Source organism: Paenibacillus sp. J22P165, from assembly GCF_059692015.1.
On the sequence record NZ_JCAUAP010000001.1, the window covers coordinates 234,644 to 257,186 of the forward strand.

Sequence of the window (22,543 nt, forward strand, 5' to 3'; positions counted from 1 at the left end):
GCTTGGCCCACGCGCATTAGCCCATTTATGAGAAAGATAGGCATTGGTACACTCTCTGGACTAGGGTTAGACGTATACTATCTCAAACTAACAGAGGAGTTGACTCATTAAAATGGCATTCCAACAACAACAACCGAGCACAAGTACAGGAAAACAATTTCAGTGTCCACCTGCTGACCCGATAATGACAGATCCAGAACGTGTAGTTAGAGATTTCTATCATCCACAAAAGGTTCAAGTCATTCATCCGATTCAAATTGTGAATCGCCATCACTGTGTACCAGTATATGAGCATGTATATACCTGTACAGAGACCGATGAGTATTGCGGAACTCACCCGCACCCGCATCAAGGTATGCTCAGGAAGTGACAACCAGGCACTTCTCGCTAAGAATCCTTCGTTGATTCTGGCGGGGGGTGTTTTTTTGTAGGGGGAATTGATTATATAATGGTGGAAGGAAAGTTGAATGGGGTAACGGGGGATAGGAAGCATGCAAGAGGTAGACATCGACTGGTCGTATTGGATGGAGCGGATACGTCCCAAGTTTGATAACGTAATCCTCGCGAGAGGTTGGGCATATTTCAATGAAGGTGCTGTTAACGATATTCAAGTGGAAGGCTCCTCAATTATAAAGGCAAGGGCTCAGGGATCAAAGAGTTACAAGATTACCTTAGATCTCAAGAATTTCACAAGAAGTGGTTGCACATGTCCATACGGATACTATTGTAAGCATATGGCTGCAGTATTGTTTGAAGTGGCGAAGCAGGAAGGTTATGATCCGGAGGAACTCCGGTCAGGCAATACAAAACTGTCGAGTTTAGAGCCTGATATGCCTCAGAAATCTAAATCTAAGATGAAGCTGCCAGAGCCGACGGATAGCTGTGACATGTGGCGGTCTTATTTTAATAAACAATATGGTTCTGCGAAAATTTATAACGCGTTCAGCCTAGAGGAAGTGAGTCTTCGAGCTTGGAGAGAACTTAATAAGCAGGCTGATGCATGGGAACCGACCATTAGAGGCTTGTATGACGTGCAAGTAGCGCTATATGTGATAAAGCTATGCGATACGATGGCAGGACCGAAGACGAATACGTATGATTATTTTCAAAATACGACCTATTATGTTAAACGTGTTCTGAGCCATGCCCGTGAGCAGTTGGAAGCAACGCTCCATGAGTTGGATGTTAATCGGGCATACGAGCAGTATGCTGGGCATATGAAGGAGTTATCCAATTTTCTGGCAGAACTATGTGAGACAAGCTCGAGCTCGTACCTGTATGAATGGATCGATTTGTATAAGCTGTTGTGGTCCCAATTATTTCAAAATAAGGACATGCTGGAGTTAGAAAAAACAAGGCTTAGACAACTGCTGGCAGATTCGCGAGCGAGTCAACATGTGCATCAAGTGGCAACACTCTGTTCCATTCATTTGGATATTAGCCGTGGTGAGGATGAAAATGCCTGGGAACGGGCAGATACGGGGATTTTTAAAATTGAGCCTGAGTATTGGTTTAACTACTTGAACACTTTCGTTTTTGAAAGTCAGTGGGATCGTTTATTGGCATGGTTGCGATGGCTAAAACCGAGGATGATTCGGGGAGATCGAGCGTATGCGAGTGAATTTTTGAATTACTGGCGTTTGGCAGCGGAACAGCGAGATGTAGAGAAGGAGCAGCGGGAGGTCATGGTATCGCTTTTGCCTGCGAGTTATGATCACTATGCCGGATTCCTAGTAACAAAGGGTGAATACCAAGAATGGGCGGATCTTTGTTTGCTTTTGGATCTAGCTACGGTACAGATTGATACAGCGCAGTTAAAAATCGTCGAGAAAGCCAATGTTCGCTATCTTCTGCCCATTTATCATCATGCAATTGAAGCGTACATGCAGGGCAAAAATCGTGCCGATTACATCCAAGCCACTAAACTATTGAAGAAATTAGCGGCTGCTTATAAAAAGCTGAAGCTAACACCTCGTTTTGAGGCGTACTTGGGGCAAATCGTTAAGCAATATGCTCGCTATCGTGCTTTCAATGAGGAATTACGGAGAGGAAACTTAATTCCATGATAGCCTTGTCACCGATTTATATGAGAATGCAGAGGTTGCCTTCGGGGAGCTTTGCTCTATATGGCGAAACGGAGGATGCGAACGAGGTTCCGGGTTATATGCTGCGTAAGCTGCTTTTTGCTTGGCATGAACGCTCGTTCTATGGGACGCAATTGGAAGTCACACGGATTTCTTATGGTGATGCGATTGTGCTTTCTCCTGCTATGGCGTTGGATTATATGCGTTCTCCAGGTGTGCTGCTTCATAGCCGACTTTCTTGGGAAGAGGGAATTATCGAGCTGCAAAAAGGAGCGGCCATCCTTGGGGAGGCACTTGATGCTGGTTGGTATGTGCCATCCTACGAGCTTTGGCTCGAAGGGATCAATGGTTGGAAGCTGCGACTGCCTGAGGAGCAGGTTGAAAGATTAAGGGAGCTGAGCGCCGGGGCGTTTCCGGAAAGCTTTTGGCAGAGATGGTTCAGCTTAGTTATCAATGAAATGCTGGGGACTGATCCAGATTTCAGCTTAGCTCGGGTGTGGACCGGATTAGCCCAGGGGAATAGACTGCTGCGAGTGAATGAGCAGGGTTTTGAAGCTTTACAGAGGGATGCTGCCTGGATGCAGGAAGAGGATTGGCTTTTTGCAATTGGGTGGAGTGAAGATAATGGAGCCTATCGAATTTGTGTGCAGCTAGTTGAGCCCTACGCGGAGACATATGTCGATGGGACAACGAAAGCGAAGGACAACGCAGCGGATTGGCGCTTACGTTTTATAGCACAGGATCGTCGGGATGCGAACCGATTTGTTGAATTTAGTTCCACGGGCAATGTGCTCGTGGGTGATGTACCGCTTGCTTGGAAGACAGACATTGCGGATAAGCTTCAAAAGCAAACGAAGCGGTTGTTGCGGATGCTGCCTTGGCTAGAGAGTGCGTACCAACCAGGCAAAATCATCGAGCAGTTGTCGGATGATGAGGCTTGGACATTTTTAACGGAATCGAGCATGCAGCTGGTGGCGGCAGGGATATCGGTCTTTTTACCCTCGTGGTGGGAAGAAATTCAGAAAATGAACCGCCCTCACTTGAAGGCGAAGATCAAAAGCTCCGTGGGCTCTACACGCAAAGCAATGTTCGGGATGGACCAGATCGTACAGTTTGATTGGCGAGTGGCGCTGGGTGGCGTCGATGTTTCCGAGGAAGAATTCGTGCAGCTGGCTTTAGAAAAGAAACGTTTGATCTATATTCGAGGCAAATGGGTGCAGCTGGATCCTGCGCATTTGGAACAAATACGCGATGCTATGAAGCAGGTCGAGAGGAAGAAGGGGCTTTCCTTCCGGGATGTGTTGGAGATGCATCTGATGGAGGGGGAGGATGAGGAAGAGAGAGGCATGGCTGGCGCTGACAAGGGGAAAGCTGTCGCGGTTAAAGTAGAGCTCAATAGTCATCTTCGTGCTTTGATGAAACAGCTGGGTCAGACGAAGTCCATTCCACTTGTCGGTAAAATTGAAGGTTTATGTGCAGAACTTAGGCCTTATCAAGTGCAGGGGGTTTCGTGGCTTTTGTTCCTGCGTAGCTTAGGACTAGGCGGGTGTCTCGCGGATGATATGGGATTGGGGAAGACGATTCAGTTTATTGGGTATTTGTTGAGGGTGCGGGAGAAGGAGGAGATTGAACCAAGTTTAAAACCTTCACTGCTCATATGTCCGACTTCGGTGTTGGGGAATTGGCAGAAGGAGTTGGCTCGATTCGCACCGACGCTTCGGATACATCTGCACTATGGTGCACAGCGTGCCAAGGGAGAGGCGTTTGAAGCTTCGCTTGGGAAGGCGGACTTGGTAATAACCTCCTATACTCTCGCGCAGTTGGATGAAGAGGATCTGTCGAGCGTTAAATGGGATACCCTTTGCTTGGATGAGGCACAAAATATCAAGAATGCTTATACCAAGCAATCTCAAGCGATTCGTAAGCTGGAAGCAGGGCAGCGAATTGCTCTGACCGGCACACCGATTGAGAATCGATTGACCGAGTTGTGGTCGATTTTTGACTTTGTGAACCCAGGGTACCTAGGGACGTTGACCCATTTTAACCGACAATATGTAGGTCCAATAGAGAAAAATGGCGATGGTGCGAAGGAACTGACGGCACGTGTACAGCGTATGATTCGACCTTTTTTGTTGAGACGCCTAAAGAAGGATCCAGCCATTCAACTAGACTTGCCGGATAAGTACGAGGGGAAGACGTATGTGCGGCTGACCACTGAGCAGGGGGCACTGTATGAGAATGTCGTGCAGACCTTGATGGAGAAGATTGAGGACTCCAGTGGGATCGAGAAGAAGGGCCTCATTCTAACCTCGCTGATGAAGCTGAAGCAGATTTGTGATCATCCGGGGTTGTTTTTGAAGGAGATTGGTGGCGCGGGTGCGAGCCCGGTGGCAAAGGCTGGGCGCGGCGCGTTCGCCGCCGCGGAGATGAGAGCACGCTCAGCGAAGCTGGAGCGGCTGGTTGAAATGATAGACGAACTCAGGAGCGAAGGAGGCAGTTGCCTCCTCTTCACCCAGTTCGTCGAGATGGGCCACCTGCTGCAGGCTACGCTTGCGCAGGCGTTGGGTGAACCCGTGCAGTTCTTGCACGGGGGTGTAAGTGCGGCGAAGCGCGATGCGATGATCGCGCGCTTCCAAGATGCGACGCTCCCAGCGGAGGAGCGTTACCATATCTTCATCCTCTCGCTGAAAGCAGGAGGAACGGGGTTGAACCTCACAGCGGCGAATCACGTGTTCCACTACGACCGCTGGTGGAATCCGGCCGTGGAGAATCAGGCCACGGATCGCGCTTTTCGCATCGGGCAAACGCGCAACGTGCAGGTGCACAAGTTTGTCACGCTCGGCACGCTCGAAGAGCGGATCGACGAGATGATCGAGCGTAAGCAGGGGCTCAGTGACCAAATCATCGGCACCGGCGAGAACTGGGTCACGGAGATGTCGACGAGCGAGCTGCGCGAGCTCTTTGCTTTGAGGCGGGAGTGGATGGAGAAGTAAGCCATATAAAAAAGCGCCACAGCGATGTGGCGCTTTTTACTTATTTTGCAGGGAAAACAGCTGCAAGAATGGCATCGACATTTTGCTTTTCAGCTGGATCTTTGGCGATGAGTTTGTTCATTAATGCTTGATCTGGGGTGCCTTGCTTCTGCATGATAGCTAGATACCAGCGAATTAATAATCGATTCACTTGGTCATCCATATTTTCAGTGATGTACGGCTGGATTATAGTGGCTGCTGCTTTGTAATCCCCTCGCATATAACTTATTTGGCCTATATTTAATGCCATCGTAGGAGTGACTGCAAATGCACGACCTTGGGCTTGTTCTTTAGGTAGGTTTTTTAACGAATCAATCCGTGCAAGTACATCTTTATATGTGGCAAGCGCACTTTCTAATCTAGTGTTGAACTCTCGTGTATTACTTTTCGCATTTGCTTGATTCGCAAGTTCAATATTCAAGGAGATACTCTTCTCATACATATCCATATACCAAGGGTAGTTAGGAATCTGAGCGTGAGACCAATCTAACGCCTTTTGATGTTCCCCTTTTAGAAGAAGCATATTGAGCTGCTGCATAGCAACGACGCGGTTATGCGGCTCTTTTTTTAAAAGCTGGCTCATAAGATCTTGAGCTTGGTTGAAAAATGGCTCACTCTTCTTCGGATCATTTGGGTTTTCCTTCTGCATTTGATTATAAACACTAAGTAGTATTCCAATTCGACTAACTTGACCAGTCAGTAAGTAGTCTGGATGAGCAGGATGCAAAGAAATGGCCTTATCGAGCGGTGTTGCTATCTGATTATAATCTGTACTCGTTTTAACAACCTCAACCGCCTGTCTATAGGAACCGTTGGCTGAAAGAATTTGAGCAGAAATCAAGAGCATAACAAGAGATAGAACCGCGATACTTGCTGGGAATAGCTTGTGGATCACAGCAGATTTTGACTTCAATCTTAGTTCACCTGAAGAACTGTTGCTGAGCATCCCACCAAGAGCGAGGAATAGGATAGCGCCTAAGTACACATAACTCAAATCAAAGTCAATCATACTGTGGACCAAAAGAGAAATCATGATAATGAAAAATAGGAAATGTAAATCTCGCTTTTCCTGTGAACTTCGGATATAGCTCCGTATGTAGAGCCAGCTGACTGCAACAACGAAGCTTATAAAAGCTAGGAATCCTAAAGCGCCAGCTTCAACTAAGTATTGGAGAGCAAAGTTGTGTGCCTGACGACTTGTGTATGGGTTATTTTGATACTTTTCATACAGGGAAGCCCAGGCTCCACCACCAGCGCCAATGATCGGATAGTCGGACCACAGCTTTACAGCATCTTTATAAAATGTTCCACGCTCCAAAACACTGTGCTGCTGGAAGTTAATATTCTCTACACGTGTTTTCACATTATCAGGAAGAATATTTTTTAGGCCAGTGTCACTTAGAAGAAGGATAGCACCAAGGGCACCAATGAGAATAGCAGCCACTGGGAGAATGAAAGTTGCGAATTTTTTTGAATCAAAACGAGTTGTAACACGCTCCAACCAAGGTTCTGCATAGCGTTGAATAAGGACAGACAGTGCAGCGAAAACTAAGGATGCTAGCAGCAAAATCCACCAGCCGTGCCAAGATTCTGAAGCGCTGCTCTGCTTTTGAAGGCCAATTCCGATATCGGTTACTTTTTCTAAAATAACAATAGAAGTAATAAAGGCTAATCCAAGCTGAATGAGCGAGATGATTTGTCTACTCATTTTGAAGAAGAATAGCATAATGAGGAAAACAACCGGGATTACAACAATCGCACCACGGGATAACGTTAACCAGAATGAAACGATCGTTGGAATCAGTAGGAACGCATTTGTGAGAACTACATACCATTTCCGTGATTTACTAATGAAGAATGTGGAGCTAAGTGTTAAGGTTATTAAAAAGGCAGCATACGTATTTGCATATTGGAACACTGAAGTTAACCGCAGACCGTTGGAGTCCGTCATAACGGCATCACGGTATAGATTCGCGTCCGCTCCATCCATAAGTGCAAACCAACCAACTAGGTGTCCTGCGAAGGATTTGTTACCTAACCAGTACAAAAGACCGAATAGCACGATGAAATATCCCGATATCATGAATAAATGGGTAACTATCGACACGCCAAGCTTGTTTTTTGTCAAAAATACACCTAAAATGAAGAAGGTTGCATACAGCATTTGGATGTAAACCATATTTGTTGCCAAATAGTGCGAAGCCGCATTGGACAATGAGATAACATACGTAAGAGGCATCATGAAGACGAGAATAGTAACGAGATCTTTCTTTTCTTGAAGTCTAAACACAAAAAATGCAAGAATCGCAACAAGTAATAGGATAATGGAGGACCACACAGAAGCCGAGTAAATACTTCTCTCAAACTCTGATGAACCGCCATTAAACAGCGCCCTTTGAAAAGGTGCCCAGAACATGAATAAGCCCGTAAATACGGCTAATATCCAAAAAATGATAGAGCTTTTATCCGTTGTTATCGTTCCAATCGATTTTGCACGCGAAGCCGCGTAGGCATTCTTACTTGCACTCATTCCAGATAGTCTCCTTCTTCGCTAAAGTTCGACTTTATTTTAGCATACTGGAAGATGGTTTCCAAATAGAGATTATTCTAAGTAGCGACGATATTAGCTGTAGTAGGAATATGGCAAGATGCTTTTATTATCCATCGAAAAGAAGATAGTATTGTAACCAACACATTAAAGTCTAGTTTGTAGCAGCCGAAACGAGTTGAGCCGTAATGTAAACATCACAAGCGACTGATACGACTAAAGAAACCAAGCGAACCAGTCTCGATCGAGCACATAATGATTTTTTCTGTTAGGACAAGTATCAAGTTAGCATAATTGTGCTCAACGCATAGTTTAATAGCGAAAAAGTAATTGTTCCTTTATAAAATTATCCAAGATTGAAGGGTTGTAAATGCGGTATTTTATAGATTTGATAACATCACTGAAATTTGTATTTGGAGAGCACTTCAACAATAGACGTCAAATATGGCAACTTGCTTTAGATCATGTGCAACAATATACATTACGCACTTCTTTTGGTATTGGTTGGATCTTTTTTAGGGATGCAGTTTTTTTCTGTTCATATTTAGTGTTTATGTTTTTATTATCTGGTGGCGCAAAAATTGAAGGAATAAATTTCGTGCTCTATCTAATACTTGGGCTTATTCCTTGGAACTTTATGAATGAAGTCATTAATGGAGGTACTATGGCTGTTGCTGTAAATACATCTATTTTTAATAGCATAAAATTCCCTATATCTATATTTCCCACCATCGAAGTTACTGCAATATTTATTAAAAGATTGTTTACTTTAGTATTCTTATTTCCCGCTATTTATTTTTTTGGGAGTTTTGCAGATGTAAATGTTATTTCTTTTTTATACTACATGTTGTGTATGTACATGCTCATGATAGCGTATAATTTGATTTTTTCTGCATTTATAGCAATTTCTTTTGATTTTAGGCAACTTTACTCATCCATCACTTTTGTATTTTTCTTTCTCGTTCCAGTTATGTGGGGGTATGAAACACTCAAAGATTACCCTAGGGTAATAGGATTAGTTAAATTAAATCCTATGGTATACATTGTTGAGGGCTTTAGAAATAGCTTTGCTCCTACTAAAATTGTCGTAGATGCTAATAATGCTATTTGTTTTTGGGTAGTGTTATGCATAATGTTTATTTTCGGCTGTTATATTCAATATAAACTTAGAAGATACTACTTAGACTTCATTTAGGAGATTGTTATGAATAATGATGTAGCAATAGAGTTAATTGATGTTAAAAAATCATACTTTCTTTTTGAAAAAGACTTTAAAAAAATCCCATGGCTTTTTACAAAAAAGGGACACAATGATGAGAAGATAGCGTTACAAGGTATCAATCTATCCATAAAAAAAGGTGAAATAGTCGGGCTAATAGGTAAAAATGGTGCCGGTAAATCAACTTTAATGCGCATTATTGCAGAAATTGCTATGCCAACATTGGGGCAAGTACATATTAACGGTTCAGTTGGTTCTCTAATTAATCTAGGCGCTGGATTTAACCCTAATTATACGGGGCGTGAGAATGTCTACTATAAGGGCAAACTTATGGGTATGAAGATGTCACAGATTGATGAAATTGTGCAAGATATTATGGATTTTGCAAGTATCGGGGAGTATTTTGACTTACCTTTGAAAATGTATTCTAGTGGTATGGCGGCAAGATTAGGGTTTGCTCTTATCATTTTTTTTGACCCTGATATACTGATAGTTGATGAAGTTTTTTCAGTAGGAGATAAGGATTTTAGGGAGAAATCAAGAAAAAAACAATTGGAAATGTTTGAAAGTGGCAAAACTATTTTATTTAGTTCTCATGAGGATAGCTTAATAAGGCAACTGTGCACAAGAGTAGTGATTATAGAAAATGGTTGTATTGTTTTTGATGGCGAAACAAATGAGGGATTAACTGTCTATAACAATACATAATACTGTAAAAAGTGGGTGCAATATGAGAAAAATACTCCTTACTGGTGCCAGTGGTTATATTGGGAAACATGTTGTCGAAGAATTATTAGAAAGAAATTGCCAAGTGATTGTACCTAAATATAATGGGTCAAAAGATATTCGGGTAATCGAAGTTGAAGAACAAATATTTAATCATAGTGAAAATTTGTTTGAAGAATTTTGGAGACCGGATGTATGTATACATTTAGCTTGGAAAGATGGTTTTATTCATAATTCAAACTATCATATGGACTATTTATCGGAACATTATCAATTTTTGAAAAATCTAATTATTAATGGTATCAAACACATAGTTGTGTTGGGATCAGTGCATGAGGTCGGATATCATGTGGGGGCAGTTGATGAAAATACTCCAACTAATCCTTTGAATATGTATGGAATATCAAAAAATGCATTAAGAAGGTCTATTGAGTTACTCGCAAAAGAACATAATGTTACTTTTCAATGGATAAGATGTTTCTATATAACTGGCGATGATTTTAATAATCATTCTATTTTCACGAAAATATTACTAGCCGAAACGGAAGGAAAGGAAAGGTTTCCTTTTAATTCAGGTAAAAATAAGTATGATTTCATTGATGTTGTTGATTTAGCAAAGCAGATAGTTGCTGTATCTATACAAGATGAGATTAATGGTGTCATCAATTGTTGTAGTGGAGAACCTATTACACTAAAAGAAAAAGTAGAAAGTTTTATAGCAAATAATGGTCTTAAAATACGACTGGATTATGGAGCCTTCCCCGATAGATTGTACGATTCTAGTGAAGTATATGGAAATAACGATAAAATATCAGAAATAATGAGAACTCAATACAAAGATTTGCTGAAGTAAAGAGGGAAAAGAGGTAAAAGGAGCACCATTATGACTAACAAGAAAACATTAATTTTACATATTGGGGCACATAAAACGGCAACTACTACAATACAGACTACTTTATATCGTAATCGTGAAATATTACGTGTGAAATATAAAGTATGGAATTGCCTTCAAAATGAACTGACGGAGTTTTATGGCAAGAATCGACAAAATAATCATGAATGGGAGTTTGCTAATACTGGATTTGCAATAAGTCCAGTTGTTCAAGAAAGAGGAGTTAATAATGTCATTGATAGTTTTTTTAACATTTCAACAGATAATGATTATGAGAAATTAAAAAATCAAATAAAGCTTCTGTTTGAGGAAGATTTCATTAAATTCTTTGCTTCCGATTCTCTTTACTACATTATTTCAGCAGAATTATTTGAAGTTTTTAATCCAAACGAAATTCAGACGCTAGCTAGTTTTTTGAAAAAATATTTCGATGAATTTAAAGTGATTTTTTTTGTGAGAGATTATTTTTCGTATACAGATGGTTTGTTACAAAGTTGTTTATTGCCACATCTTTCATTGGATGAAGTATTCACTGATAAATCCTTTGTGAATAGATGGAAATACACGGCTCTATGCTCTGAATATAATAAAAACTTTGGACAAAATTGTATGAATCTTATTAATTTTAATGAGATTTTAGATAATAATTTAAACATAATGGATGCTTTTTTTAACGCTATTGATCAAAGTTTGGAGATTAAACTTGAGGATGTAGGCTTCCTGAATCAAAGGTCGAATAACAATACTATTATATTAATAAATAAACTATTCAATATGGCAAAGAATTATGGGCAAAATTTAGAAGTTGATATCGATTTATTGAATAGACTCGATAATAGTAATAAATTCAAATTAGAGTTTAGTCTTAGTAATTCAGAGGTAGAGTCTTTAAACAAAGAAATAGATTTCGTAAATCAATATTTAGGAATAAATAAGTTTGAAAAAGTTAAATATTCCGGGCAGGAATATTTAAAATGGCCGCGCATTGAGGAAATAGATAGCGAATTTCTTATCAATGTTATAATCAACCTTGCTGAAAAGACAGTTAGTGTAGATTTCTTTAAAACAGAATTTTTGAAATTGATAGCTTTAAATAAAGTGAATAATTCGTATTTAGTCGACATCATATATGATTTAATGAGTGGTAACTTCAATTCATCACAAAAAATAAAATTAAATCAAATAATGGAGAGTACTTTAATGAGTCCCAGAATTAATAGACAAGCAATATATATAATCTATGATGCAGAAGGAATTATTGATAGATATGTAGAGTATTTCTTAAATGCACTTCTTCCTCATGTTACAAAATTAGTGATAGTTGTAAATGGTAAGTTAACTAAAATAGGAAGAGACAAGCTAGAAAATATAAGTAAAGATTTAATTGTTAGAGAAAATATTGATTTTGATATTGGGGCATATAAAGCAGGCCTAGAATATATTGGCTGGAGTAATACGAAAGAAATTGACGAGCTCTTATTAATTAATGATACGATTTATGGGCCGATTTATGATTTCGATGAGATGTTTAAAGAAATGGAGAGTAGAAAAATAGATTTTTGGGGAATCACTGAACATTTACAAACCGAGGGATTCTATTCAACAAAGTACGGTAATTTTGTTCCTGATCATATTCAGTCAAGTTTTATTGCTATTAGGAACAAAATGTTAAATAGTCCTGAGTATAAAAACCTTTGGAAGTATATGCCTGAAATTAATGGTTATAGAGACTCAGTAGAATTATATGAAGGTGTTTTTACCAAGGACTTTGAGAATAAGGGTTTTGTTTCTGATCTATATATCAATACTGATGATTTACGTGAATACACTAGATACCCATTACTCTTTAAAGCATATGAACTAATCGTTAATCGAAGATGTCCAGTGATGAAAAGAAAAAGCTTCGGTGAACCATATGGTTCATTTTTTGGATCCTCATTGGGAAATGAGACATTAAAAACATTTGAATTTTTAAAAGAAAACACAAAATATGATACCGATATGATGTTAGAAAATGTAATAAGGGTATTTAATCTGTTTGATATAAAGAATACATTACATTTAGATTTTATTTTGCCCCAAAAAGCTACTTTTGATGAGCTTAGCTTTGCTGAAAAAAAAATAGCACTAGTGGCTCATATATATTTCGATGATTTAATTGAGTATTGTTATAATTATATTATCAATATGCCTAAGGGCTCTGATATTTATATAACTAGTGATTCAGACATTAAATTAGACCTTATTCGTAATGTATTCAAACAAGCAGAATATAAATTCAACAAGATTGAGTATATTAAAATTGAAAATCGAGGCAGAGATGTTAGTGCATTACTAGTAGGTGTTAAAGATATTGTTATGGATTATGACTATGTATGTTTTGTGCATGACAAAAAAACAGCACAAGTGAAGCCATGGACTATCGGAGAAGGTTTCTCCGAAAAATGTTTTGAATGTACATTAGGTAGTGAAACGTATGTTAAAAATATAATTGATTTATTTAATAAAAACAGCAAATTAGGAGTATTATCTCCTGCACCTCCTATACATGGTGTCTACCAGTCATTAATTGGACATGAGTGGACGGCAAACTTCGACAATGTTTATGATCTTGCAATCAATAAAATGAAGCTTAATGTACAGATTTCTCCAGAAAAACCGCCTATATCTCCTTTAGGAACAATGTTTTGGTTTAGACCTAAGGCACTAAAAGCACTTTTCAATTGCGATTGGAAATATAGTGATTTCCCCCCAGAGCCTAATAATTACGATGGAACCATATTGCATGCTATAGAAAGAGTATATGGAATTGTTCCACAACACGAAGGATTTTATAGTGGATTTGTAAAAACTGATGAAATGGCTAGAGTAGAAGCAACGAATATATATCATTTGCATACTTATTTTAAATTACATCACAGCAGTTCAGGTTATCAAATGAATAGTGATATAAGAAATAAACTCAAAAGATACCTACCAGGTTTTATTTTCCGCAGAATAATAGATTTAAAACGACTAATCTTCGGACCGAGAGGTATGAAGGGCAATTATTAAGGAGGCAATATTTCCTCATGGTATTTTCATCTATAACCTTCATATTTTGTTTTTTACCAATCATATTATGTATTAATTATTTGATAAAAAAGAAATACAGAAATGTATTTCTTATATTGGCATGCTTTTTATTTTATGCTTGGGGTGGGGCAAAATATTTGCTTATTATGCTCCTATCCATATTAATAAATTATTCTGCTGCCTTAGTAATAAATTATATTAATAACAGACCTGAAGTAAGGCCAAAGCTTTCTATATCCAGTAGGTTTGTATTAATCGTTGCGCTAGTAATGAATATATCATTGCTGTTCTACTTTAAATATTTCGATTTTTCTATTAGTATTCTTAATCAAATTTTTAGTACTAATCTATTGATGAACAACATTTTGTTGCCAATAGGAATCTCCTTCTACACCTTTCAAGGTATTGCGTACACAGTAGATGTCTATAGGGGAAAAGTGGAAGCACAAAAAAATCCAGTGAATGTGGCTTTGAATTTTTTGTTTTTTCCGCATATGATTGCTGGGCCTATTGTTAGATATAGTGATATTGCAGCTCAAGTAAAAGATAGAAATGTAACGACAGATAAATTCCTGGAGGGAGTCTCCAGATTTGTTTTTGGTTTAGCAAAAAAAGTTATAATTGCAGATAATATGGGATATGTTGCGGATTTGATATTTAATGTACCGCCCTCAGAGCATACAAATGCAGTTGCGTGGTTGGGTATTCTGTGCTACACACTGCAAATTTACTTTGATTTCAGCGGATATTCCGATATGGCAATAGGTTTAGGGAAAATGTTTGGTTTTGATTTCTTAGAAAACTTTAATTATCCATATATATCTAAAAGTATTACAGAATTTTGGCGCAGATGGCACATATCATTATCATCATGGTTTAGAGATTATGTATATATTCCACTTGGAGGAAATCGAAGCGGTAATATGTACGTCAATTTATTTATAGTATTTTTCTTGACCGGTCTTTGGCATGGAGCTTCTATGAATTTCATTGTGTGGGGAATGTATTATGGTGTGTTCCTTATTATTGAGAAAATTGTTAAGGTGAAAAAGATCCCCATTAAAGTTCCAACAATCCTTACATGGTTGATGACCATGTTAATAGTTATTGTAGGCTGGGTATTCTTTAGAGCACCAAACTTGAGCTATGCAATTGAGTACTTAAAAGCAATGTTTTTGTATAACGCTGATGCTAATAGAAGTATTAATATTAATTGGTATATACAACCAGAGTACTTGCTTATTTTTATTCTAGGAGTTATCTTCTCGTTCCCGGTTAAAGATAAACTTTTGAAATTTGCTTTCATAAAAAATGATATGGTGAGGCATTTTGTTTATAATCTAATTATTTCAGGATTATTAATTATTTCAATTATGTACGTTATGAGCTCGACATATAGTCCATTTATTTATTTCAGATTCTAGCGGGGGTAGCAATGCGTAAAATAATTAATATAATATTTATTGTTATTTTTATTTGTATAATAACATTGCCGTTGTTGTTTTATAACAAAATAAACGGAAAAGTCTCTGCCGGTGAAAACAAAGTTCTAGCTTCACAACCTTCGATATTTGATGCAAAAACTGGAGCAATCAACAAGAAACTTCCATTACAGTTTGATTCGTGGATTAATGATAATATTGGGTTTAGGAGTGAATTTTTGCACGCACATGCTCTATTATCACTTAAAGCATTGGATACTTCTCCATCTAAAACGGTAGCCTTAGGTAAAGACGATTATTTATTTGAAGCATATAGTAGTAGATTAACAGCATTTGGTTACGATAAGATGTCGAAACAGGACTATCAACAGATGGCTTCAAATCTAAAGTCTATTAGCGATAAAATAAAAGCAAAGGGTATTGACTATTATTTTATATCTCCACCCTCCAAAGAGAATATTTATCCTGAGATGTTGAAAGGTATAGAATATTCACCAACAAACACTTATAGCGATAAGCTTCAACAAGAGCTTACTAAGGTTGGTGTTAATGTTATAAACCCTAAGCAGAACATAATAGCAAATAAATCACAAAATTCAATGTATTTTAAAAATGATCTTCATTGGAATGATTATTCAGCCTTTGAAACGTATAAGATGATTACTCAAGAGTTAAGGTCGAAGAGCTATTTTACGACAAAAGAATTAGAAATTAAACCAAAGGAATTTACGAAAAATTTAGCATTCGGAAATGTTATTGGTTATGGACTTGTTCCGCCAGAAACATATAGTTATTTAGAGGTCAATAACAAAAGTTCATATGAGTACGATAATCCCTCATTAGCAAATTATATAATTTCAAAACAAAAACAAACTGTAAACAAATCGCTTTTAAAGGGTGGTGTGCAGTTTTATAAAAATGATAACGCCAAAGGAACAATTCTAATATTTGCTGATTCTTTTTTTGTTGGATATGAACCACTTCATGCATTTATTGGTCATTTTATAAGTGAAAACTTTGAAAATACAATTATTGTCGGAAGCGGGGGATTTATATCTGAAGATGTTATTGATGCTGTAAAACCTGATGTTATTATAACAGAAGTGTTTGAAAGAGATTTTACAAGGTTACTTCAAAATTTATATTTTGAAAGTGATTCCTCTAAGTTATTTCAAAGTAGAATTCCGGATTCAAACGGTCAAAAAGCACAGATGTGGCTAGATTTTATTAATGACAGACTTGCTGGTAAAAATGAGATAACAGTTTCAAAAGAGGATAATGATATTAAACTAGCTGGTTGGGCTGTTGATAGTTTAAATAATAGTGTGGCATCAAATATCATAATTAAAGTCGGAAGTAAGTACTATAGTGCAAATTATGGAGAGGATAGGCAATCTGTCGTAGATTATTTTAATAATAAAAATTTCTTGAACTCCGGTTTTACGGCGACTTTAGATAAAAATGAGGTTATTAACGCAGATGAAATAGAAATAATAGTTATATCTAAAGATGGGAAATACTCTTATGATCCTGTGATTTATAAGGTAAATAAATAAATGCATAGCTTTTGTTATAGTGTCTCACGGAGAATGATTAATTTTGAAAGCACGGAAACATGAGCCTCGCAGAGACAACTATCCTAACAGTTATATTTAGAAGGACTTTCCTAGAGAAAAGGAGATTAATTTATGAAAGGCATAGTCCTAGCAGGTGGAAGCGGTACACGTTTGTACCCGCTTACGAAATCGATATCTAAGCAATTACTTCCAGTGTACGATAAGCCTATGATCTACTATCCACTCTCTGTGTTAATGTTGGCTGGTATTAAAGAGATTTTAATCATTTCTACCCCTGAAGATACTCCGCGGTACGAACAGCTATTAGGTGACGGATCTGATCTCGGTATTTTAATTGAATATGCAATTCAGCCTTCGCCAGATGGTTTAGCACAAGCATTTCTAATTGGTGAAAAGTTTATTGGTGGAGATTCGGTAGCGCTTATATTAGGAGATAATATCTTCTACGGTCATGGTTTTACAAATATTTTAGAACGAGCACACAGTAGAAAAAGTGGCGCAACTGTATTTGGCTATAATGTAAAAGACCCGGAACGCTTTGGTGTAGTCGAATTTGATAAGGAAGGAAAGGTTCTTTCTATTGAGGAAAAACCTAAGGATCCGAAATCGACATATGCGGTTGCTGGTTTATATTTTTATGATAACCGAGTCGTAGAAATTGCAAAAACCATAAAGCCGTCTGCTCGTGGAGAATTGGAAATCACCGACGTGAATACGATATATTTGAAGACAGGCGAGTTAAACGTTGAATTACTTGGACGTGGTTTCGCTTGGTTAGATACAGGGACGCACGAGTCATTGTTAGAAGCATCTACTTTTATTGAAACTATTGAGAGACGTCAAAGTTTAAAAGTAGCTTGTCTTGAAGAGATTGCTTACCGCAAAGGTTATATTTCACGAGCAAGGCTGCTAGACTTGGCCGAACCTTTGAGGAAGAATGCATATGGTCAATATTTAATTAATCTAGCAGAGCGTATTAGGTTGGGGGATGAATAAAAATGAAATTAGTGAAGTCCTATTATACAGATGCATTACTGTTGGAACCTAAGGTGTTTGCGGATAATCGCGGTTTTTTTATGGAAAGTTATAATCAACAAAAATTCCAAGAAATAGGGATCAATCATTTTTTTGGGCAAGATAATCATTCGCTCTCCGTTGAAACAGGAGTAATCCGTGGGCTTCACTATCAGTTAAATCCAAAAGCGCAGACCAAGCTTGTTCGTGTATTAGCCGGTGCGATTTATGATGTTATAGTAGATGTTCGCAATTCATCACCTACATTTGGTCAATGGGCTGGAATAATTCTAAGTGCAGAGAACAAGCGGCAGTTGCTTATTCCACAAGGCTTTGCACATGGTTTTTGTACTCTTGTTGCAAATACAGAAGTTCTATATAAAGTGGACCAGTTTTATTCGCCTGAGCATGATCGAGGTATATTATGGAATGATCCGGAGCTGAATATTGACTGGCCAACATCTAAACCAATTTTATCAGACAAAGATCTGAAGCTCCCACTGCTAAAAGATGCCGAGTTAAACTTTTAGTTTTGTGAAGTGCATGTAAGAAAGAGTGGTACCATGAAAATCGCCGTTCTATTATCTACGTACAATGGAAGAAAGTTTTTACCTGTACTTTTAAGTTCGCTAAGGGAACAATCCTACAAACATTTCACTCTTATTATTAGAGATGATGGATCAACTGACGATACGTTAAAAGTTTTGCAGGATTTTATGTTTGAAAACCAAAATGTTGAAATATTGCCATCGTCGGGTAATGTTGGGATTATCAAAAGTTTCAGTTATTTGCTGGAACATGCGTTGAATAGGGATTTGTATGAATATTTCATGTTTGCCGATCAAGATGACGTATGGCTTCCCGAAAAAATAGAGCGGACCCTCTCTTGTATGAAAAATACGGAGAGCCTTCATATCGGACAGCCAATTCTTATTCATTCCGATTTAGTCGTTGTAGATAAACATCTAATGCAATTAAGTTCTTCATTTTGGGAGTATCAAAATTTAGATCCACGCTTTGGTCATTTTAATCGAATGTTGGTGCAAAATGTTATTACGGGTTGTACAATGATGATTAATCAACCTTTAGCAAGATTAGGGGGTTCATTTCCTCGAGAGGCGATCATGCACGATTGGTGGCTAGGATTGATTGCAGCAGCTTTTGGTGAAATTGCTTACGTTACAGAGCCGACAATGCTATATAGACAACATGATATCAATAATATTGGAGCGAAAAAGTTCGGTATACTATTCGCTTTAAAGAGGATGTTTACCCCACCTGTTTTAACTAAAAATTATCGACAAGCTCAATGCTTTGCAGAACGATTAAATACAATTCTGAATGAGCCAAAGTTCAATGAGCAGCGTTCTGTGCTAAAAGCATATTTAAGCATGGTGAATGCTTCGTACTTGTTTCGTTTGAAGACTACATTTAAGTATAAATTTTATAAACAAGGATTATTGCGCAATATTGGTTTAATACTTTATTTGTGGCGTACGTAATTTTTGAAATATAAGGAGATTTTTATGAAACTACTAATCACTGGCGGCGCTGGCTTCATTGGCAGCAACTTCGTCCATTATATGCTTAACCGATATCCTGGTTATGAGCTTATTAATATGGATGCACTAACGTATGCTGGTAACCTGGAAAACCTTTCTGCAATCGAAAGCAACATCAACTATTCTTTTGTTAGGGGCGATATCGCCAACAAGGAGCTAGTTAATAACCTCTTTGAAAAAGGTATTGACGCTGTCATCCACTTCGCGGCAGAATCTCATGTGGATCGGAGTATTCTTGATCCAGATATTTCCGTTAAAACAAATGTTCTCGGCACACAGGTTCTACTGGAAGCGGCGAAGCAGCATAGTGTTCAAAAGTTTGTGCATATCTCAACAGATGAGGTTTACGGATCTCTAGGAGAGACAGGGCTCTTTACTGAAGAAACAACGCTTGCGCCTAATAGTCCTTACTCAGCAAGTAAGGCTGGTTCTGATCTTCTAGTACGGGCTTACCATGAAACATTCGGATTACCTATCAACATTACACGTTGCTCAAATAATTATGGACCGTATCAGTTCCCAGAAAAACTAATCCCGCTTGTTATAGCTAACGCTTTAGCAAACAAGCCGCTGCCTGTATATGGAGATGGGCTAAATATCCGGGACTGGTTGTATGTTGAAGATCACTGTAGTGCGATAGACCTAGTCCTACATAAAGGTCTCAATGGGGAAGTATATAATATCGGTGGGAACAATGAACGGACGAATATTCACATTATACAGACGATTCTTCGCGAGTTAGGCAAGCCGGAGTCGTTGATTCAGTATGTAAAAGATCGTCCGGGGCATGATCGTCGCTATGGCATTGATGCAACAAAGATTACGAAGGAGCTTGGCTGGAAACCTGTTCATAACTTCGAAACAGGTATACATGAAACAATTCGATGGTATTTGGATAATCAGGCTTGGTGGGAACGCATCCAGTCGGGTCAATATCAAGAGTACTTCACGCGGCAGTATAGCTCTCGCTTGGGTATCTAGTTATGAGAATAATGGTGACAGGGGCGAACGGTCAATTAGGGCAGGATTTAATGGAACGATTAGGATACGGGCATGAGGTTTTTGGCTTTGGGAGAGATGCACTGGACATCACTGACGAAAATCAGTGTATAAAAGTGATCTCCAATATAATGCCTGAAGTTATTATTCATACCGCAGCCTATACGGAAACGGATCTGGCTGAAACGAACGAGGACTTGGCCTACAGAATCAATGCCTTTGGAACAAGGAATGTCGCTGTCGGAGCTGAGAAGGTGGGCGCGAGGCTTTGCTATATTAGCACAGATTATGTGTTCGATGGTACAGGCTCTAAGCCGTATAGAGAATATGATCGTACGAATCCCCAGAGTGTTTATGGTAATTCCAAAAGAGCAGGGGAGCGACTTGTTGAGACCCTAACCTCTCGCTATTATATCGTGAGAACTTCGTGGATGTATGGGCGAAACGGCACTAACTTCGTAAAAACGATGCTTAATTTGGCTAAAGACGGAGAGACACTTAAGGTGGTAAATGATCAATTTGGCTCACCAACTTACACGGTTGACCTTGTACAGTTTCTTGAACAGCTCATACATACCGAGAAATACGGTGTGTACCATGCCTCAAATTCGGGAGTATGTTCATGGTACGAGTTCGCTTGTGCCATTTTTGAGGAATGCGGGATGACGATAAAGGTTGAGCATTGCACAACAGAGGAGTTTCCACGGCCTGCACCACGGCCGCGTTACGCTGCTATGGAACATTTAGCGATTCGAGCAAACGGGTTTAGGGATTTAAGGCCTTGGCGAGAAGGATTAAAGGCGTTTCTTAAGATGTTAGCGGAAAGCGCAAAGTAAGAGATTAGTGAGTTTATGAATAAATAGTTACAAGGAAAGGTACAGCTTCTTGAGAGGCTGTACCTTTTGTTACACGAAGTTAATTAAGGATGAACTGGTGATGGATACTAATTCAAAAAAGATAAATTTAAAAGTAAATAATGACAAAAAGGTTTTTTGCATTGGGCTTAATAAAACAGGAACGACTTCTATGGAAACATTTTTAAGTAACTTAGGGTATAAGTTAGGTAATCAAGTACATGGAGAGCTGTTATTTAATGATTGGGCAAAAAGAGATTTTAAAAATATTGTGACGTTTTGCAAAAGTGCACAAGCTTTTCAAGACATACCGTTTAGCTTAGATTACACTTATCAAATTCTAGATTACGCTTTTCCTGGATCAAAGTTTATTCTTACGGTAAGAAATTCAGCTGGAGTCTGGTATGAATCACTGACTAGGTTCCATACAAAGATTGTTGGAGCTAATAGGCTTCCAACAGCAGACGATTTAAAAGCGTTTGAGTATAGATATAAGGGTTATCTTTGGAATGTCCAGAAAGATAGATTTGGGATTGATGAAGATACATTATATAACAAGGAAATTTATCTAAAATTTTATAATGATTTTAACAAAAGAGCTATGGATTATTTTAAATTCAGAGAAAATGATTTTTTGAAGATCAATCTATCAGATGAAGCTAGTGCTAAGATAATTTGTAATTTTTTAGATATTGAATTTAATGGTCATCAAATGCCAAAATTGAATCAATCACCTAATAAAGAGAAAAAGGGTTTATTGCATTTCGCGAATGTCATAAAAAAGATTATTAAATAAGGTAATGTTTGTTAGTTACCTGATTTACAGGAAGGATAAATAATAAGATGGGCAACTCAGTAGTTGTGTGCGGTAGTAAAGTTTTGGCAGAAATGTTGTATTACGATGCACTAACACATCCAGACTTTAAAATTGAAGCATTTACTCAAGACGAATCCTACTTGGATGGTTCAGGTTCTTATTTGGGGCTTCCTGAGGTAGGATTGAGCTCAGTCGCAAAAAATTATCCTCCATCATCATTCGATATGATTGTATTAACAACTTCCTATCATGATATGCGAAATAGAGAAGGCTTGTACAAAAAAACAAAGGGATTAGGATACCGTCACCGTAATTATATTAGTCCTTCAAGTATTGTTTCACAAGATATAGAAATGGGGGAAAATAATATAATTTTTGAGCAAGTTTATCTTGGAGCTAAAGGGCACATGGGTTCATGCAATACAATTCGGCAGCAAGTATATTTAGGACATGATTTTACATTAGGAAATAACAATGTGATATCCCCAGGATGTAAAATCGGTGGCAGGTGCCGAATTGAAAATAATTGCTATATTGGGATAGGTGCTACAGTGATAAATAATATTTTAATTTCTGAGGAAAATCTAATTGGAGCTGGAAGTGTTGTCATAAAAAATACAGAACCATTTTCTAGGAACGTCGGAAATCCAACAAGAGTACTGGGTTATCATCAGCAAGAAGGGTTGAAGGTGATTCTATAAT

17 protein-coding genes are annotated in these 22,543 nt (G+C 38.2%); 16 read left to right on the top strand and 1 reads right to left on the bottom strand.

Annotation, left to right across the window (positions count from 1 at the left end):
• Positions 1-112: 112 nt before the first annotated feature.
• From AC58QM_RS01035 to AC58QM_RS01045, 3 genes are all read left to right on the top strand, one after another.
• Complete coding sequence (locus tag AC58QM_RS01035; protein ID WP_497280624.1) at positions 113-370, top strand: hypothetical protein; 258 nt, start codon at positions 113-115, stop codon at positions 368-370.
• Positions 371-491: 121 nt separating this feature from the next.
• Positions 492-2,066, top strand: a complete 1,575-nt coding sequence (locus tag AC58QM_RS01040; protein ID WP_497280625.1) for an SWIM zinc finger family protein — start codon at positions 492-494, stop codon at positions 2,064-2,066.
• Positions 2,063-5,077, top strand: a complete 3,015-nt coding sequence (locus AC58QM_RS01045; protein ID WP_497280627.1) for a DEAD/DEAH box helicase — start codon at positions 2,063-2,065, stop codon at positions 5,075-5,077. The genes AC58QM_RS01040 and AC58QM_RS01045 overlap by 4 nt, the downstream gene beginning before the upstream one ends.
• A gap of 40 nt (positions 5,078-5,117) precedes the next feature.
• On the opposite strand, the gene AC58QM_RS01050 is transcribed toward AC58QM_RS01045, so the two are convergent.
• Positions 5,118-7,646, bottom strand: a complete 2,529-nt coding sequence (locus tag AC58QM_RS01050; protein ID WP_497280629.1) for an O-antigen ligase family protein — start codon at positions 7,644-7,646, stop codon at positions 5,118-5,120.
• A 388-nt stretch (positions 7,647-8,034) separates the two neighbouring features.
• Here AC58QM_RS01050 and AC58QM_RS01055 point away from each other — a divergent pair, with 388 nt between their 5' ends.
• The 13 genes from AC58QM_RS01055 (at position 8,035) to AC58QM_RS01115 (ending at position 22,542) form a co-directional block, all read left to right on the top strand.
• On the top strand, positions 8,035-8,859 hold the full coding sequence (locus tag AC58QM_RS01055; protein ID WP_497280631.1) for an ABC transporter permease: 825 nt from the start codon (positions 8,035-8,037) through the stop codon (positions 8,857-8,859).
• A gap of 9 nt (positions 8,860-8,868) precedes the next feature.
• Positions 8,869-9,591 carry an ABC transporter ATP-binding protein gene (locus AC58QM_RS01060; RefSeq protein ID WP_497280633.1) on the top strand — a complete coding sequence of 241 codons (723 nt, stop codon included), beginning with the start codon at positions 8,869-8,871 and terminating at the stop codon, positions 9,589-9,591.
• Between the two features lie 22 nt (positions 9,592-9,613).
• Complete coding sequence (locus AC58QM_RS01065) at positions 9,614-10,462, top strand: NAD-dependent epimerase/dehydratase family protein (RefSeq protein WP_497280635.1); 849 nt, start codon at positions 9,614-9,616, stop codon at positions 10,460-10,462.
• A gap of 30 nt (positions 10,463-10,492) precedes the next feature.
• On the top strand, positions 10,493-13,555 hold the full coding sequence (locus AC58QM_RS01070) for a rhamnan synthesis F family protein (protein ID WP_497280637.1): 3,063 nt from the start codon (positions 10,493-10,495) through the stop codon (positions 13,553-13,555).
• Positions 13,556-13,572: 17 nt separating this feature from the next.
• Positions 13,573-15,000 carry an MBOAT family O-acyltransferase gene (locus tag AC58QM_RS01075; protein ID WP_497280638.1) on the top strand — a complete coding sequence of 476 codons (1,428 nt, stop codon included), beginning with the start codon at positions 13,573-13,575 and terminating at the stop codon, positions 14,998-15,000.
• Between the two features lie 11 nt (positions 15,001-15,011).
• Positions 15,012-16,574, top strand: coding sequence for an alginate O-acetyltransferase AlgX-related protein (locus tag AC58QM_RS01080; RefSeq protein ID WP_497280640.1), 1,563 nt, complete (start codon positions 15,012-15,014; stop codon positions 16,572-16,574).
• A gap of 132 nt (positions 16,575-16,706) precedes the next feature.
• Positions 16,707-17,591 carry a glucose-1-phosphate thymidylyltransferase RfbA gene (rfbA, locus tag AC58QM_RS01085; protein WP_497280642.1) on the top strand — a complete coding sequence of 295 codons (885 nt, stop codon included), beginning with the start codon at positions 16,707-16,709 and terminating at the stop codon, positions 17,589-17,591.
• A 2-nt stretch (positions 17,592-17,593) separates the two neighbouring features.
• Entirely contained in the window at positions 17,594-18,139 is a 546-nt protein-coding gene (gene rfbC, locus AC58QM_RS01090) for a dTDP-4-dehydrorhamnose 3,5-epimerase (protein WP_497280643.1), read from the top strand.
• Between the two features lie 33 nt (positions 18,140-18,172).
• Positions 18,173-19,111 (top strand): glycosyltransferase family 2 protein, encoded by a 939-nt coding sequence (locus tag AC58QM_RS01095; protein ID WP_497280645.1) that lies wholly within the window; start codon positions 18,173-18,175, stop codon positions 19,109-19,111.
• 24 nt (positions 19,112-19,135) lie between these two features.
• A complete protein-coding gene (rfbB, locus tag AC58QM_RS01100; RefSeq protein WP_497280647.1) occupies positions 19,136-20,152 on the top strand; it encodes a dTDP-glucose 4,6-dehydratase in 1,017 nt (338 codons plus the stop codon).
• Between the two features lie 2 nt (positions 20,153-20,154).
• A complete protein-coding gene (rfbD, locus tag AC58QM_RS01105; protein WP_497280649.1) occupies positions 20,155-21,006 on the top strand; it encodes a dTDP-4-dehydrorhamnose reductase in 852 nt (283 codons plus the stop codon).
• A gap of 100 nt (positions 21,007-21,106) precedes the next feature.
• On the top strand, positions 21,107-21,820 hold the full coding sequence (locus AC58QM_RS01110) for a sulfotransferase (RefSeq protein WP_497280651.1): 714 nt from the start codon (positions 21,107-21,109) through the stop codon (positions 21,818-21,820).
• Positions 21,821-21,867: 47 nt separating this feature from the next.
• Positions 21,868-22,542: an LbetaH domain-containing protein gene (locus AC58QM_RS01115; RefSeq protein WP_497280653.1), complete on the top strand. Its 675-nt coding sequence runs from the start codon at positions 21,868-21,870 to the stop codon at positions 22,540-22,542.
• The last annotated feature ends 1 nt before the right edge of the window (position 22,543 follow it).

What these genes read in the sequence shown, in the direction of transcription:
- AC58QM_RS01095 (WP_497280645.1), top strand. Translation starts at nt 18,173, where the DNA reads ATGAAAATCGCCGTTCTATTATCTACGTACAATGGAAGAAAGTTTTTA.
- rfbA (WP_497280642.1), top strand. Translation starts at nt 16,707, where the DNA reads ATGAAAGGCATAGTCCTAGCAGGTGGAAGCGGTACACGTTTGTACCCG.
- rfbB (WP_497280647.1), top strand. Translation starts at nt 19,136, where the DNA reads ATGAAACTACTAATCACTGGCGGCGCTGGCTTCATTGGCAGCAACTTC.
- AC58QM_RS01050 (WP_497280629.1), bottom strand. Translation starts at nt 7,646, where the DNA reads ATGAGTGCAAGTAAGAATGCCTACGCGGCTTCGCGTGCAAAATCGATT.
- AC58QM_RS01040 (WP_497280625.1), top strand. Translation starts at nt 492, where the DNA reads ATGCAAGAGGTAGACATCGACTGGTCGTATTGGATGGAGCGGATACGT.
- AC58QM_RS01065 (WP_497280635.1), top strand. Translation starts at nt 9,614, where the DNA reads ATGAGAAAAATACTCCTTACTGGTGCCAGTGGTTATATTGGGAAACAT.
- AC58QM_RS01055 (WP_497280631.1), top strand. Translation starts at nt 8,035, where the DNA reads ATGCGGTATTTTATAGATTTGATAACATCACTGAAATTTGTATTTGGA.
- rfbD (WP_497280649.1), top strand. Translation starts at nt 20,155, where the DNA reads ATGAGAATAATGGTGACAGGGGCGAACGGTCAATTAGGGCAGGATTTA.
- AC58QM_RS01115 (WP_497280653.1), top strand. Translation starts at nt 21,868, where the DNA reads ATGGGCAACTCAGTAGTTGTGTGCGGTAGTAAAGTTTTGGCAGAAATG.
- AC58QM_RS01045 (WP_497280627.1), top strand. Translation starts at nt 2,063, where the DNA reads ATGATAGCCTTGTCACCGATTTATATGAGAATGCAGAGGTTGCCTTCG.
- AC58QM_RS01110 (WP_497280651.1), top strand. Translation starts at nt 21,107, where the DNA reads ATGGATACTAATTCAAAAAAGATAAATTTAAAAGTAAATAATGACAAA.
- AC58QM_RS01080 (WP_497280640.1), top strand. Translation starts at nt 15,012, where the DNA reads ATGCGTAAAATAATTAATATAATATTTATTGTTATTTTTATTTGTATA.
- AC58QM_RS01060 (WP_497280633.1), top strand. Translation starts at nt 8,869, where the DNA reads ATGAATAATGATGTAGCAATAGAGTTAATTGATGTTAAAAAATCATAC.
- AC58QM_RS01075 (WP_497280638.1), top strand. Translation starts at nt 13,573, where the DNA reads ATGGTATTTTCATCTATAACCTTCATATTTTGTTTTTTACCAATCATA.
- rfbC (WP_497280643.1), top strand. Translation starts at nt 17,594, where the DNA reads ATGAAATTAGTGAAGTCCTATTATACAGATGCATTACTGTTGGAACCT.
- AC58QM_RS01070 (WP_497280637.1), top strand. Translation starts at nt 10,493, where the DNA reads ATGACTAACAAGAAAACATTAATTTTACATATTGGGGCACATAAAACG.
- AC58QM_RS01035 (WP_497280624.1), top strand. Translation starts at nt 113, where the DNA reads ATGGCATTCCAACAACAACAACCGAGCACAAGTACAGGAAAACAATTT.